We start from the raw sequence: 13,653 nt of genomic DNA, 5'->3' as shown, positions 1-13,653 counted from the left end.
CATCATGCATCCTCAAATTCCATTATTTTACCACTACACCCTCGGCAATGCACATCAAGCGAGAGGATGGTAAAAATGGAGTCCATTCAGTCAAACTCCCTTACCGAAGAAGAAATTTCAGTCCAGTTGATCGATTATTTTGAAAGAGTGTACGGCAATTACAGCGAGAAGGATGCTTGTTTGGTCATCTCCGGGAAGAAAGGCGATTCCAAAAGTCTGAGTCTTTCACAAGCTTTTTTGTATCCTTCGCAGTCGGCAGAAATGGCTCAGTTCGTTTACGCAAAACGGAATGCCTATAGCCTTTATGTCGGGATTGCATTGCAAGACAAAGCAAAGATTGCTGGCGGCAGGGGAACTGCCGATACGGCTTTGGCTGTTCCGGGCTTTGGAGGAGATTTTGACTACTTCCAGCCGGGGCATCATAAAGCGGCAAGTATCTTCCCTTCCAAGGAAGCGGCGTTGCAGTTGATTGAGAAGTTTCCCTTCCTGCCGAGTCTCTTGATTCATTCTGGCGGCGGATTCCAGCCACAATGGCTGTTTACCGATTTGTACCTGTTCGATCACCCTGATAAACGAGCCGCTTATCAAAAGGTCAGCTCCCGACTTCAAAAGTGGTTCCGACAGCAAGCTCCTGACATAACCATTGATAATGTGGGAAACTGCGCTCAACTGTTTCGCATCCCCTTCACCAAGAATTTGAAAGTACCTGATCAGCCTAAAACGGTGGAATTGGTTTACTTCAATGAAAACCGGTATTCGTTTGAAGAGATAGCTGCATGGTTAGACGAGCAAGAAGTGGCTGGTTCAAAAGCTGCTCTGAAACCTCAAAGTAATCATGGTAACCATGCGAAAACTAATCTCGCAGACGCAAATAAGATTATCCCTAAGTGCGGCTTTATGAAAGAGGTCACGGGAAACCAGGCTCATCAAACGGAGCCACAATGGCTAAGCATGGGTTCGATTCTTGTCCATTGTGAGAATGGCAGGGAGTTGATTCATAAGTTTTCGGAGCAGTATCCCGGCTACAGTCGGGAAGAAACGGAGCAGAAGTTTGCACGATATTGGGATGAACGTGACAATGCCGATTCGCGTACATCCGTTCTCCGTCCGCATACCTGTGAGCATATCGAGTCGATTTCCAGCGCATGTCAGACTTGTCCTTACTTGGGAAAGATCAAATCTCCGATTGCTTTGGGCTATGCGAAGCCCGAACCAGAGGAGAGCATTGCGATGATTAAGGTTGCCATTGAACAGTTCAGTGAAGCCGCAGAAAGCGGGCAGAAGCCGGATGATAGCGCCCTAGTCAATGCCGATGTTTTCGGACAGCTAATCGAGTTGGAAAAAGACGTGAACACAATGGTAAAGGCGACCTCGTTAGAGAATGAGATAACGGGGCTAACGGGTCTAGGAAAGCGAGGGATTAAGCAATTCAAAAAGAGTCTTACGTTGGAACGATTAAAGTCTAGTGAGTATGTGAGTAACACATCGCCTAGTCGCTTCTATATGCCTACTATCAACGGCAATATGGAGTTTAAGCCAGCGCTAGTAGCGGAAGAGATTTTATCTGAACACCATTTCATTTTCGATCATGACTCCATTTACATTTATACAGATGGTGTCTATGACAGTGATACCGCTCGTGATACGATTGATTATTTGATTACTCGTAAACTGGGAGATGATTTCTCAGCACGGCGGCATCGGGATGTTCTACTTCATCTGACAACGACGATTAAAAGTGAAAATCGGTTTACTGTTTCTCTAATTCATGATGAATATACAAGTAAGTATATTAACGTCAAAAATGGATTGTTGGATTGGAGAACAGGCAAGTTGATAGAGCATACGCCTGATATGATTTTTCGGAACCAAATTCCAGTGAATTGGAACGTAGAGGCAGATCGTCAACTAGCTTCAAGATTCATTCAATCAGTAGTTCCGAATGATACGGTTCGTCTGATTGAAGAGTGGGTGGGCTATTGTTTAACGCCATCTATACGTTATCAGAAGCTCCTTCTTGTTCGAGGTAGCGGTAACAACGGTAAGTCTGCTTTCTTGGCGTATTGCAAAAATTTAGTGGGGCGCAAAAATGTGTCCCACGTCGAATTGCAAGAGTTAGATGGGCATCGATTTAAAGTAGCCGGACTGAAAGACAAGCTATTGAACGTATATGCAGATATCGATTTCAAACGGCTTCAAGGCACGTCTGTTCTAAAGAACCTTGTTGTGGGGGACGAGATAACCGCAGAGGAGAAGGGCGGTAAACCGTTTGTAATGAAGTCGTATGCGAAGCTTATGTTCAGTGCGAATGAGATTCCTTCTACTTCTGATAACTCGGACGGATTCTTTCGAAGACTTTTTATTGTTCCGTTTGACCGCAAGTTCGAGGGAACGAACCGTGATCGTAATATGGAGAAACAGTTAAATTCGAAAGAATACCTTGAGTCGCTTCTATTGGTTGCTATAGATGGGCTACGGCGATTGGAAGCGAACGGAGAATTTAGCGAAAGCGCCTCGGTTCGTCGTGAATTAGAAATTTTCGAGTTCGAACAGAAGCCGATTGCTCAATTTCTCGAAGACGAGTGTGTGCTTCATTCAAATTCGGAAGATAGGGCAAATAGTGTATCGAAGGAAGAATTGTTCAGTGTCTATCGTTTGTGGTGCGAGAGAAACGGGCGTGCAGCATTGAACAATACGAATTTCTATAAGAGTTTGTACCGTGAAACGGGGTTGACCAAAGAGAAGAACGAATTTCAGCCGAGAGTAGCTGGCAAACAAGTCAGACATATTTCAGGCATTACGCTACAAGTGGAATCGGAAGAAGACGAGAACCCTTTTGATATGTAAGCGAAACAGCGATGAAGCAAAGGCGAAGTCGGTTATCGGCTTCGCCTTTGCTTTGTCCGAAACCACGCCGTTAAAGGTGCTTGCCGAACTAGTATCAAGGGAAACAACTGACACGCCTAAAAGGATTAAATAATGGGTATAAAGTTCTTTGTAGTAGTGGTCATTCCCTTTGATAAAAAAATTAAAAATGAAAGAGACTGTATTAAAACTGGGTGCTTTGTTGCATCTTCTCAAAGGCATAAATCAGATACGTTTAATATAGCAATCGTTAGCGACAATCATGGGGTTATGCGAGAGGAAAGGTAAATTTGAGAATCTTAAAATGGAACATTCGTTCGCCAAGGGCTGACATCATATGTTATAATCTTACAATCTAGGTCAAGCTGAAAAGGGGGTTCAATTTGAATAATTGGATGTTGTTTGTTGTAATATTGATTATTTTCATTATAGGCTTAGCTCGGAGCATCTATGATTATCTTCAGGCGTTAAGGAAGAATAATTATTCTGTTGAATTCATTAATATCTTTAGAGAATTTGCTACTATCCTTATTCAACAAGAACACTTTGAATCTGAGAAATACCAGTGGCTGATGATGAATGCATCCAAAATGCAAAATATGATGGGAAGTTACGGAATAGCATCGTATAAACCGCCGTTTGCTAATTATATGTTCAAAAACTATCAGTTGATCGTAAATGGGATCAGAGAAATTAAAGATACTTTTCAGAGAGCAGCCAGCAGTTATGGTCTGAGTTTTGAAAAACGTTGGGTAATTGAATCAATTAATATAGTTGATGATGCTCTTATTACATTCGTCGGTGCGATGGGGAACTATAAGGATGAAGTTAATAAGCAATTGAAAAATCCACTTATCTGGTTGCGTGAAGGGGTGCGGTTTGTAGTAACAAGTCCTATTTCACTGTTCTATTGGTCTGGTCTAATGAAATACAGGACGTATAACATAATTTCGAATAATTTCTTTGTAAAATTTCTTTCATTTCTTATCGGTATCGTTGGTGTTGTTAGTTCAATTGTAACGATTGTCACTGGATATACGCCATTTAAATCAATAATTGGATTTTAGATCGAATTCAAAGATATTCGAAAGGCGGAATAGTCGTGGCGATGTATGCGTACAAGGATGCTGCTAGATCAGTAAAGATATTAGCAAGAAATGCAAAGAAAGAAGACAAAGGTAATCGCTATTATTGCCCCAATCATGAATGTGAAGCTCATATGTTTATACGAAATATTGAAGGTGTCTCTGCATCGTATTTTGGTGCAATTCATTCGCATGGACATATACTTAATTGTCCGCATGGCGCTTCAAGTGGATTTAACCCAAATGACTATGATGAAGGTGCATTTAAGTTTGATAATGCACTAATAGCATTAACTGAACTTGGCAAATCGCAGACTAAAAAAGAAGCACCAGGAACGCATGGGAGTGGTTCAGCAACACTAAAACCGCCTCGTACAATACGTCAGATATATGCTATGTGTAAAGCCCATGACTGTTCTGATACATATAACGGTGTAACAATTGGGCACATGCTGCTGGATAATAGAAGCGTTTATATGTATCCTAAAGGGGTATTTGGATGGAGAATTATTGAAGCTAAGTGCAAAAAGCCACGCTTTTATGACTCTGATAGGAAGGAAATTTCTTTAGTAGCCTCTACTGTCGGGGAAGAGTACACCTTCATATTGATATTTGAAAACGAATTGTTATTTAAGGAAATAAAAAATGTTATTTTCTCAAACAAGGAATATTTGATAGTTGCAGCAGGACAATGGAGTTCGTCTGGAATCTTTAATGTATTTTGCACTCCGGTTACAAGCAGAAAGCAGCTTGCTATAATAACGCATAACTAGATAACGATAGCCTTTGCAATCAATATACTTGTGGGGAGCGTTAATTGAACGAAATTACTGATGAGGTATAACTATGCTTAAAATCTCAATTAGTGAGTTGGAGAAATCAGGGTTCATCAAAATGAATATTCCTGATTTGAGTGAAGAAGATTTGTTAGGAATTTCCAAACAAATTGGCGCTCCTGTTGAATCGAGGATCGGGGCAAAGATTATTGATCGCCTCTCACCTAAAGATAAGGACGAGGCTCATAAAAATTCACTAAGCGGCGTACATGGAATGAATAGCTTCCCTCTTCATACTGATACTGCTTATTTCAGAACACCTGCTAGATATATATTATTGTATTCAGTAAATCCTGGGTCTGGAGATAGACCGACATTGATTTATGATACGAATCATTTTCTCAACCAAAATAAAGATTTGCGATTTGAATTATCTAATGTGCTGTATAAGGTCATTAATGGAAGATATAGTGTTTTTAACAACCCTTTATAATTGCGATCCTTATAAATGCTATTTCAGAATAGATAGAGATTGCATGAAGCCCACTTCATTACAGGGCATAGAACTCCTCAAAACAATAGACAGTTTAATTTGTCAGAAAGACATATATGAAGTGGAGTGGAACTCAGGCGATCTCTTGATCTTAGACAATTGGATATTTTTACATGGAAGAGGAGAAAGCAATGTAGTGGATAATGACAGACTATTACTTAGGATATCAATTAAGGAGAGGTAGATTACTTTGGGACTTAAATATTCTGACTTGTATAATAAATCTAAACTTTTTATTAATAAGGGTATCTCTAAGAGGAATGAATTAGATATTTCAGAGTTTTTGTTATGGGCGAGTTTATCATTGGAATTATTAGGTAAGGCAACACTCGCATTTGTTCATCCGTCTCTGGTTGTAGACCCAAACGATCCAAAAGGGTTATTGATTGCATGTGGCTACAAGAATGATGACGACTTTAAGACTATTCAAGCTAAAACGGTTTTTGAACGGTTACAAGTGAATTTATCTATTCCTAAATTTGATCAAAAGAAGAAAGAATTTTGTATGTCACTCGCTAATAAAAGGAATGCAGAATTACACTCGGGATTGTTGCCGTTCGATGGACTGAAGTTAGATTTAATACTCCCTCATTTTTGGGATATATGTTTGATACTGCTCGATTTTCAAGGAAAGAAATTAGAAGAATGGATTGGAAATGATGAGGCAGCACGAGCGATGCAAATTATTGGAGATCGTTCAGCTATCTTAAAAACTGTTGTTGAATCAAGAGTAGAAGCTTGCCGGAAAAAATATCATGACAAATATAAATTCGACCGGCCGACTATAATTTACGATTTAGATGAAGACGAGGAATTAATATCTTGTCCAGCATGTAATAATGCTGCTGCTGCATATGGTGAATTAAATGATAAAGTGTATGAGGGGGAGAGTGCGGATAACCCGTGGCACTCTGTATATACATACCTTTATGATATTACAGAAATTCATTGTAAATACTGTGATCTTAAATTAAATGGATATGAGGAAGTAGAAATAATCATAGATGATCCTGTTTTTTCTAAAAATGTTGAAGAGGAACCGGACTATGATTATGACTATGGAAACGATTGATTTATTCAACGATTACGAGAATGAAGCTATTCTTTGAATGTGTGGATAAAACGAAATTAAAATACCCTACAAAGGTAACATCAGTCACTTTACCGTTGTAGGGTATTTTATTGGTGTGCAGCTCCCATAAAATCGGATAATTGTGTGCGAGGATTTGATTTTACCCAAACACTCGGCTAATGGCTTGCTCAAGTTCGGAGTGGCTTGGCTTGCTGTATCGCCGTGTTGTATTTGTATCGCTGTGTCCTGCGAGTTCGGCAATACTGGAAAGGTCCATGCCGGAGTTGGCTAATTCGCGGCAGTAGGTGTGCCGTAATTGGTGCGGGTGTATACCGTATTGCTTGAGCATCCGCTGTACAGATCGGACGCTAATGCGCTGTTGGTATTGGCTGAGAAAGAGCGCCGGTTCATCATCGGTTCGCGTTTCGAGGTACTTGAAGAGGTAATGTCTCGCATCAACCGGAAATGGCACGACTCTCGATATATCGCCTTTACCCTTGCGGACAGTGACGGAGCCGGAGCGTTCTCCGAATTTAATATCGTTTCGGTCAAGGCTAACCAATTCACTGACTCGTAAGCCGGTGAATAGAAGAGTGAATATCAAGGCAAGGTTTCGAATATTCCCATCGCGTTCCGCATCGCGAAGCAATTTGTTGCGCTCATTGCGTGAAAGGGATTTGGGAGCCGTGTGCAGGGTTTTGCGCTGGACAGGGAAGCGAATGCCTTCTGTAATCGACGTGCAGCCTTTGAACTCGGCGAATGAGGTGATGGCGGCAAACACCTTGCCGATGGTTGCCGCGCTACGATTAGCGGCTTCTAAATGCTTGATATACTGTTGCAAATCTATTCGGGTTAGCTTATCGATATTCCCGCCGCTATCGTGCAGCCATGAAGCGAATGTTTGGAGCGCGTAGCAATAGGTTTTGATGGTATTAGCTGACTTGCCTCGTTCGATTTGAACAGCAGCAAAATCACTGAATTTTTCTACGCATCTATTTTTCATTCTTAGCAGCCTCCTTGAAGCCCTCCCGCGCGGCTATTTTCCCGATTTGCTGCGCGGAAGGACAATTCTACGACAGAAGTTACTTCTCCCAAGTCTTCTTCACAGCCTCGACGTTGTACTTAATCTTGTTAGCCTTTGCCTGATAAATTGACCAGAAGTCGCCTACAACTTTCATTTGGTATAGATCATCATTCAACCAGAATTGAAGGCTCATATCATGAATCTCACTAAATGGGTGATTAATATCGCCTAGAGCTGAAATCTCGTAATGAACACACTTGAATCCGAAATCTTCAGGGGCATCGGAGCGTTCGACTGTCAAACACGCAGCTTTGTTGTTCCGTATGGATTGCAACAAATCGCCTTCAAAGATCGGATTCCCTTCAGAATCTTTAAAGCCAGTGTTCTGAAGAAGTCTACAATCGTTAATTTCGAATGTCTGTCCACCTTTGACCGTGACAGCGATATCGGAATGGCTGATGTAATCGTAAACCTTCTCGTTGAATAGAACTTTATACTGTGGATTCATCTCAGTTTCTCCTTAAAAAATATCGTTGTAGTTTCTTCCAACTTCTTGTTGATCAGATTTGTTCAACTGGATTCCGCTTCCGAACGCATAGCCTTCATGTGGATTCCGATATCCTAAAAACAACCTTCGAAAATCGATATCATTGACATATGGGATTTTCATCAATGAGTCCATTGGTGCATCCGTTCCTCTGACAATGAATAGCCCGGAGTAATCAGTTGAAGGGAGGCGCTCGAACGCGGCGCTATTCCCAAGAGCAATCTGACTTGACGCTTGAGAATCCATTCGGCCAATGCAGCGGAAAGAGATGTTAGATCGAAAATCGGTTGAGCCTAAGCTTTCTTGTGAGGGCCGTTGTGTAGCAATGAGCAAGTGTACCCCGTTGCTTCGTCCCTTCGCGGCAATTGTCTTAATACAAGCCATGCCTTCATCAAGTCCTTGCCATTTGTCGGTAAACTGCGCGAATTCATCGAACACAATGAATATTTCAGGCAGATTCGAGCCGGTCATCTCGTTATAAACGGTAATATCCGGCGATACTCCCCATTCTTTTAATAGTTTTTCACGCCGTTCAACTTCCTGTACCGCGCCTTTTACAAGCTGTAGCGCAGCTTCTTTGGTTGTGGCAACTGGATAACCGACATCTTCCACAAATCCGAAACTAACACCGCCTTTCAGATCGATGAAAACAGGCAAATGAGCCTGTCGTTGGAGCTGCAAGATAATCGAGTATAGGGCGGTTGACTTACCAGCCCCTGTTGTTCCTGCTACAAGTCCATGCGGAATTTTACGGTAATTCCAAGCAACCGTGCCTTTGCAATTCACGCCGACAATTACACTTTCCGATGCTTGAGTGGCGGCATGAAGGTCGATCATATGCTGAAAGATAATTTCCTTCGGTAGCGGCTGTTTGGCGATTTCGACTCCAACCGTCCCTATACCGTCAAAGTCCCTGTAGACAGAGAATACAACTTTTTTCAAATAGGCTTCGATTCGGGTTAAGTTCTCTTCCCAGCGGCTAAAGGCAATTGAAGGAATATCCCATACATAAATTTCTGTTGTGCCAAGATCACGATGGAGCGGTACATCATAAGTGCCTTCTTTCAAACGGAATACTTCATTGAAGAACCGCTCCCATGCCTTTTTCATCGGGTAATACGTGATTGCGTTGTTTCCTGCTGCAGCCGACTTTGGTTCGTTAACTACCAGTTCATTGGATTTATCGAAGTAGATACTTTCCGCTTGTCGTTGTTGGAAGCCAACGGAATGAATGGCCGTTTGAATTTGATTCATGGTTTTTATTCGCTTGCTGGAAAGCAAGGCTTTGGCTTGTTTATGCAAGTCAGCGAGGCTTGCGTAGAAAAGATGCTCAGAAGCTTCATGCTCGGTGGCGAAAGCGCGGATAATCGGGAATAGCTTATATCCTTTGAATGTACAAACGATGATAAAGAATGCAACTGTCAACAGACTTATTGGGAACCAGTCAAAGGGAAACCAACTTATCCAGTGCAAGATGATAATGGTAAAGGAAGCCCCTACAGCAGAACCCAATAGCCACAAGAACCGCTTTCTAATCGCCGGAGCGTGAAGGCCTAGTCGAAGTGCCAGTCGAAAATTTAGCGGCCTGTAAGGGGATTTTATGGTTTCGTAACGTAATATCAGCCGTACAGCCTGATCAATTTTCTGCTGCGGAATGCTCACTTCAAAGGAAGGTGTTTGACTGATATTCACTAGCACCGCCACAGCATTCTGAAGATCATCGATTGCAGCTTGACTCCAAATTGCGATAACTCGTTTGCGTAGCCGCTCATAGCCTTCGTAGTTGAACCATGAATGGACTTTTTTTAACCATAGAGGAACGAAGTTAAGATGACGCAGACGCTTGAACATCATGTTTCGCTTCCTCCGCTGCTTGTCGTGTGGCAACGTATGACAGCATTAAGCTTTTAATTACCTTAGATGGACGAGTCCCAGCGGCATAAGCCCGAATACAGAAGTCCATGTAGAATTCCTTGTCTAGCGTCACGGTAATGCGTTCTTTTTCTTTTTCGCTCATGAATAGCGCCTCCTAAAAAGATCGGGAAGGGCTTGAACTAACGGAGGGCAAGCCCTTGCCGGTTACGAGTAGAATTGATGTAACAGCGAGTCATAATCGATGTTATACCAATAAATTGTTTCCTTATCGAATTGTAAGTACCCTTGTTTCTGAGCGACCAACAGAATTCTCCGAAGATGATCTTCAAGAAAAAGAGGGTGAACATAACTGAACAATTCATTGAAGGATATTACATTGTCATACGGAGTAAAGTGTACACATAGCAATGTTGCGAATAAGCCGGAATTATGAGGTGTAACCATCTTTTCGACAGTTTGTTTATCCCGCAGCAAGCTTCTGAATTTCTTACGTAAAATGTCTGTGTTGTCTGATTGCCTTTCAGTAGGGGGCGACTCCTTTTGGAATAATTTATATCCAAGATAAACAAAGAACAAAAGTAGGAGTATGCCAAAGAAACTCATAGGCGAACGACCTCCGCAAGCTTATGTCTGCTGTGCAGTTGAAAAAAAGTAAGGGGAAATTGAATTACAAACGGAAAATGAAGGTGAGAGAGGAGTAGGGGTAGGTGCGATAGGAACATGGGCGTTTCAATATATTGCCGACCCTGCCTTTGTGGATATAACCTGCACAATGTTCATCGCTATTTATGATTCTATTATAGCACATTTTTATACAATATTTAAGTTAAATTTTAAAAATATCATAGTTTTTTATGAATGTCAATTAAAACTTATATTTTAATACTTTAAAGCGATGAAGTTCGATCATCTGATTCAAGCCGAATTCAAGAGAGAGCGATTGTTTGTGTGTCTGCCACAAGCCGCGCTATATCAAGCCTTTTCGCCATTTATCATCAAGGGAAACAACTGACACACCTAAAATTCTAAAATAAGATATATTGATTATATTAGTTGTCCCCTTTGACGATAAACAGAGGGCAGAAAAACGGAAGCTAAAATATAATTTTTAAAAGAGAGTTGTAAGCAAGATTCGGATGTGTCAGTGAAAAACCGCGTCACATAAGGGGGTTGATAAGTTAGGAGGGTGTGTTTTAGGGGAATTAGCTGTGTCAACGCCACTGATACGGTTTCCAATTAACCTGACCCGAAAGTTTTTGCTGGTAACCTTCATTCGTGATCTGAACGCTATTTGTTCCGCTGTATGAACCTGTTATTGTGATATTATCTTCTTTATCACGCCAACAGTAATATACTGCCGTTCCCGTCAGGTCAGGCTGAGGTGTACACCCACCGCCGGTCGGGGATGACCAAGGAATACACGGCTGAGGTTTTCTCCAAGGTACGTTAGTAGTTTGTTCTGCTTTAACGTAATCGACTACACTAGCTGTTACAGTGAAATTATAACGAGCCCAACCGCGAACTATGGAACCATCTTTTGCAGCTGTATCGTTAGGTGTAAAAATGACCTTACCTGAACCTCCTCCCGTACTACCTCCGCAGCTAGAAGGGTTTGTTACGCAAGGGTCCTCAGCAGGAGTATTCCCATAAAATGCGAGCACGTAATACTCGTCATACTTATATGTTTCTGCAGAGAATGTTACTCTCCACGAGTTAAACCATTTACGTGTCAAACCGTTAGAAGAGTTAGTATCCTCTGTATATGATCCGCCATCAAATCTACCTGTCCATCTAAAATCTACAACGATATTACTCTTATTCGAGTCATCAATCGTCACTTTATCGCTTGTACCTGCGATAGTCCCCGTTATGACTTTATCGTCAGGCATACAAGTATCAGGACATTCAGTAGCTCCGTTATATTTCAGTTCCTTTACCTTAACAGTAGCTACCTGAGTTAAAGCAAATTCCATGCTTCCAGTGGATGTACCTTTCAAAGGAGTACCAAGTGGGTCCTGAATAGTTATCTGCCTGGATGATTCTGCAACGTTTGCGTTACTGGAAGGATATAATGGAGGCGTTCCTGAGGAGCTACAACCTGCGTTACCGCTATCTGGAGGGTAGTCGTCACCATTTGATGAAACATAACAACGTTGTCCATCAAGGTCATACATCCAGTAATTTCCTGAAGGTGATCTAAACTACGCGAAATAACCATTATTCGCGGTCTTATTTGACCCTTCAAGGGTGACTTTTGTTCCTTCTATGTTGCCGATACTCCATGTTGTATCTGTTACCTTAGTTAGATCCTTTACTTTTTTACCTTTATGATTGTAGATTGCAACAGATGTTGCGTAAATATTACCGTTCTTAGCAGGTACGTCAACAGTAGTATAAGCTAATTTTGCTAGCGGTATATACTGCGAGCAAGCATCTGTTTGGTCCCTCTTGTTTATTTCCCCATACAACGTTACTCTACCTAAATCGGTAGCACCTGTTGGAAGCGGGTTAATAGGACAAGCGGCATATGTTTTTGACGGTGTTATACACAAAGCAATCAAGGCGACCAGAAAACTGGCCGCCATGTAGTAAAGGACTTTTCGCATCCTATCACCTACTAGTTGATTTATTTTAATTCAGAGGAGTAAATTCTTGTGCTACTCGAACCTGTACCCTGACCATCAAACATTAGAGCTAACCTGTCGTTTGATGTGAATGGTTTCTTAGGAATAATGTATCCACTAAGATACGTACCAACTCCGTTCTTAGCATCAGATGGCTTAAGTTTATTGATCAAAGTACCTTTAGTGCTGTCATATTTGTAAATGCTGTAAACCGATTCAGGCTTACTTGTATTTACAGTGGACCCACGCTTAAGCACATCGTCATTGTTGATAGATATTTTGCAAGGATAGTAGTTATCCTCTACGCCTTCTTTGTTAAATTTCACCTTGCTTACAGAAACGAGAGCGTAAGCGTCAGTTCCATTAAACTCGTAAGACTTATTAAATGCAGAGAACCAACGATATTCGGGTGTCAGTAGTTTCCTGTTAGGATCATTCTTATCTGAAAGATCGATGGCTACAAGTTGATCTACACTACATGATACAGCACCGTTACTTGTAGTGGATGTCATATTAGTGTACTGGAAATCAGTGTTTCCGTTTATGTCAGGCATAGCCTTCCCGAACATCTGAGGTAATACTGTCAAAATGTTCGTCTTGTGCCAAAGAATCTCAGCCGCGGATACTGCGTACTTGTCACTCTCAAGTGTTTTACCACTCTTAACTGCAAGTACGCGTTCGATTACGACAACTGCTTGGGCGCGGGTGGATACACCATCTGGCTCGATCTCACCGGGAGCCGTACCAGATAAAATACCGCCTTTGGCTGCTTCATATAGATATCGATTCTCATCATATTCTTGCTTGTAGCCGGATAACCCCGCTCGAACGGCAAGCACTGCCATTTCTTTACGAAGAATGGGCTGGTTCCAACCTTCGAAATCATCCGCAAATATTCCAGCCTTTTTTGCAGCAGTGACATACCCTTGATACCAAGGAGAACTGCCTGTTTCTACGTCTAATTTTAAGGCTCCGACCAAGAGTTTAATAAATTCTGCTCGTGTTACGCTAGCATTGGGTTTGAAAGTACCGTCCTCATAACCATTTACATAACCGGAGGCTACCGCTGCTTTGATCTGCGATTCAGCCCAATGGTCTGTAATGTCATTAAAAAAAGGTGCTTGTAGGGTATCAATCGGCGGTTCGGTAGCGTTCGCAAAACATGGAATTGTACAAGTGAGAAAGAATGCTAAAAATAATGAAGCAGTTCGCTGTTTTAAGTTCATTCTTGG

The 13,653-nt window shown here is 41.7% G+C and carries 13 protein-coding genes; 6 read left to right on the top strand and 7 right to left on the bottom strand.

All coding sequences use genetic code 11. From position 1 onward, the window contains the following. Nucleotides 1–75: 75 nt before the first annotated feature. The 6 genes from GE073_RS21575 to GE073_RS21550 all read left to right on the top strand — a co-directional run bounded on the left by GE073_RS21575 (nucleotide 76) and on the right by GE073_RS21550 (nucleotide 6,351). Nucleotides 76–2,847 carry a DNA primase family protein gene (locus GE073_RS21575; protein WP_194843443.1) on the top strand — a complete coding sequence of 924 codons (2,772 nt, stop codon included), beginning with the start codon at nucleotides 76–78 and terminating at the stop codon, nucleotides 2,845–2,847. A gap of 401 nt (nucleotides 2,848–3,248) precedes the next feature. Continuing rightward, nucleotides 3,249–3,932: a hypothetical protein gene (locus GE073_RS21570; RefSeq protein WP_153784328.1), complete on the top strand. Its 684-nt coding sequence runs from the start codon at nucleotides 3,249–3,251 to the stop codon at nucleotides 3,930–3,932. Nucleotides 3,933–3,967: 35 nt separating this feature from the next. Continuing rightward, nucleotides 3,968–4,723 (top strand): hypothetical protein, encoded by a 756-nt coding sequence (locus GE073_RS21565; protein ID WP_153784327.1) that lies wholly within the window; start codon nucleotides 3,968–3,970, stop codon nucleotides 4,721–4,723. 73 nt (nucleotides 4,724–4,796) lie between these two features. After that, nucleotides 4,797–5,219, top strand: a complete 423-nt coding sequence (locus tag GE073_RS21560) for a Fe(II)-2OG oxygenase family protein (protein WP_153784326.1) — start codon at nucleotides 4,797–4,799, stop codon at nucleotides 5,217–5,219. After that, complete coding sequence (locus GE073_RS26110) at nucleotides 5,110–5,463, top strand: TauD/TfdA family dioxygenase (protein WP_153784325.1); 354 nt, start codon at nucleotides 5,110–5,112, stop codon at nucleotides 5,461–5,463. The genes GE073_RS21560 and GE073_RS26110 overlap by 110 nt, the downstream gene beginning before the upstream one ends. Nucleotides 5,464–5,469: 6 nt before the next feature. Then, the gene (locus GE073_RS21550; RefSeq protein WP_153784324.1) at nucleotides 5,470–6,351 is read left to right on the top strand and encodes a hypothetical protein; all 882 of its coding nucleotides are present in this window, start codon (nucleotides 5,470–5,472) and stop codon (nucleotides 6,349–6,351) included. Nucleotides 6,352–6,511: 160 nt separating this feature from the next. Here the strand turns inward: GE073_RS21550 and GE073_RS21545 are convergent, their stop codons facing one another. The 7 genes from GE073_RS21545 to GE073_RS21515 all read right to left on the bottom strand — a co-directional run bounded on the left by GE073_RS21545 (nucleotide 6,512) and on the right by GE073_RS21515 (nucleotide 13,647). Continuing rightward, the gene (locus GE073_RS21545) at nucleotides 6,512–7,354 is read right to left on the bottom strand and encodes a tyrosine-type recombinase/integrase (RefSeq protein WP_153784323.1); all 843 of its coding nucleotides are present in this window, start codon (nucleotides 7,352–7,354) and stop codon (nucleotides 6,512–6,514) included. A gap of 79 nt (nucleotides 7,355–7,433) precedes the next feature. Then, the gene (locus GE073_RS21540) at nucleotides 7,434–7,883 is read right to left on the bottom strand and encodes a YopX family protein (protein WP_153784322.1); all 450 of its coding nucleotides are present in this window, start codon (nucleotides 7,881–7,883) and stop codon (nucleotides 7,434–7,436) included. Between the two features lie 12 nt (nucleotides 7,884–7,895). After that, nucleotides 7,896–9,776 (bottom strand): FtsK/SpoIIIE domain-containing protein, encoded by a 1,881-nt coding sequence (locus GE073_RS21535; RefSeq protein WP_153784321.1) that lies wholly within the window; start codon nucleotides 9,774–9,776, stop codon nucleotides 7,896–7,898. Next, complete coding sequence (locus tag GE073_RS21530; RefSeq protein ID WP_153784320.1) at nucleotides 9,748–9,939, bottom strand: hypothetical protein; 192 nt, start codon at nucleotides 9,937–9,939, stop codon at nucleotides 9,748–9,750. The genes GE073_RS21535 and GE073_RS21530 overlap by 29 nt, the downstream gene beginning before the upstream one ends. A 1,069-nt stretch (nucleotides 9,940–11,008) precedes the next feature. Beyond that, nucleotides 11,009–11,971, bottom strand: a complete 963-nt coding sequence (locus GE073_RS21525) for a hypothetical protein (RefSeq protein ID WP_153784319.1) — start codon at nucleotides 11,969–11,971, stop codon at nucleotides 11,009–11,011. A gap of 27 nt (nucleotides 11,972–11,998) precedes the next feature. Further along, nucleotides 11,999–12,382, bottom strand: a complete 384-nt coding sequence (locus GE073_RS21520) for a hypothetical protein (RefSeq protein WP_194843440.1) — start codon at nucleotides 12,380–12,382, stop codon at nucleotides 11,999–12,001. A gap of 41 nt (nucleotides 12,383–12,423) precedes the next feature. Next, nucleotides 12,424–13,647 (bottom strand): S-layer homology domain-containing protein, encoded by a 1,224-nt coding sequence (locus GE073_RS21515; RefSeq protein WP_153784317.1) that lies wholly within the window; start codon nucleotides 13,645–13,647, stop codon nucleotides 12,424–12,426. Between the last annotated feature and the right edge of the window lie 6 nt (nucleotides 13,648–13,653).

The sequence above is a fragment of the Paenibacillus sp. B01 genome, from assembly GCF_009649995.1.
In the GTDB taxonomy this organism is placed as follows: domain Bacteria; phylum Bacillota; class Bacilli; order Paenibacillales; family Paenibacillaceae; genus Paenibacillus_O; species Paenibacillus_O pasadenensis.
The sequence above is the reverse complement of the archived record's forward strand: the minus strand, read 5'-3'. Positions and strand labels throughout refer to the sequence as shown.

What these genes read in the sequence shown, in the direction of transcription:
- GE073_RS21575 (WP_194843443.1), top strand. Translation starts at nt 76, where the DNA reads ATGGAGTCCATTCAGTCAAACTCCCTTACCGAAGAAGAAATTTCAGTC.
- GE073_RS21560 (WP_153784326.1), top strand. Translation starts at nt 4,797, where the DNA reads ATGCTTAAAATCTCAATTAGTGAGTTGGAGAAATCAGGGTTCATCAAA.
- GE073_RS26110 (WP_153784325.1), top strand. Translation starts at nt 5,110, where the DNA reads ATGATACGAATCATTTTCTCAACCAAAATAAAGATTTGCGATTTGAAT.
- GE073_RS21545 (WP_153784323.1), bottom strand. Translation starts at nt 7,354, where the DNA reads ATGAAAAATAGATGCGTAGAAAAATTCAGTGATTTTGCTGCTGTTCAA.
- GE073_RS21540 (WP_153784322.1), bottom strand. Translation starts at nt 7,883, where the DNA reads ATGAATCCACAGTATAAAGTTCTATTCAACGAGAAGGTTTACGATTAC.
- GE073_RS21535 (WP_153784321.1), bottom strand. Translation starts at nt 9,776, where the DNA reads ATGATGTTCAAGCGTCTGCGTCATCTTAACTTCGTTCCTCTATGGTTA.
- GE073_RS21530 (WP_153784320.1), bottom strand. Translation starts at nt 9,939, where the DNA reads ATGAGCGAAAAAGAAAAAGAACGCATTACCGTGACGCTAGACAAGGAA.
- GE073_RS21525 (WP_153784319.1), bottom strand. Translation starts at nt 11,971, where the DNA reads ATGTATGACCTTGATGGACAACGTTGTTATGTTTCATCAAATGGTGAC.
- GE073_RS21520 (WP_194843440.1), bottom strand. Translation starts at nt 12,382, where the DNA reads ATGGCGGCCAGTTTTCTGGTCGCCTTGATTGCTTTGTGTATAACACCG.
- GE073_RS21515 (WP_153784317.1), bottom strand. Translation starts at nt 13,647, where the DNA reads ATGAACTTAAAACAGCGAACTGCTTCATTATTTTTAGCATTCTTTCTC.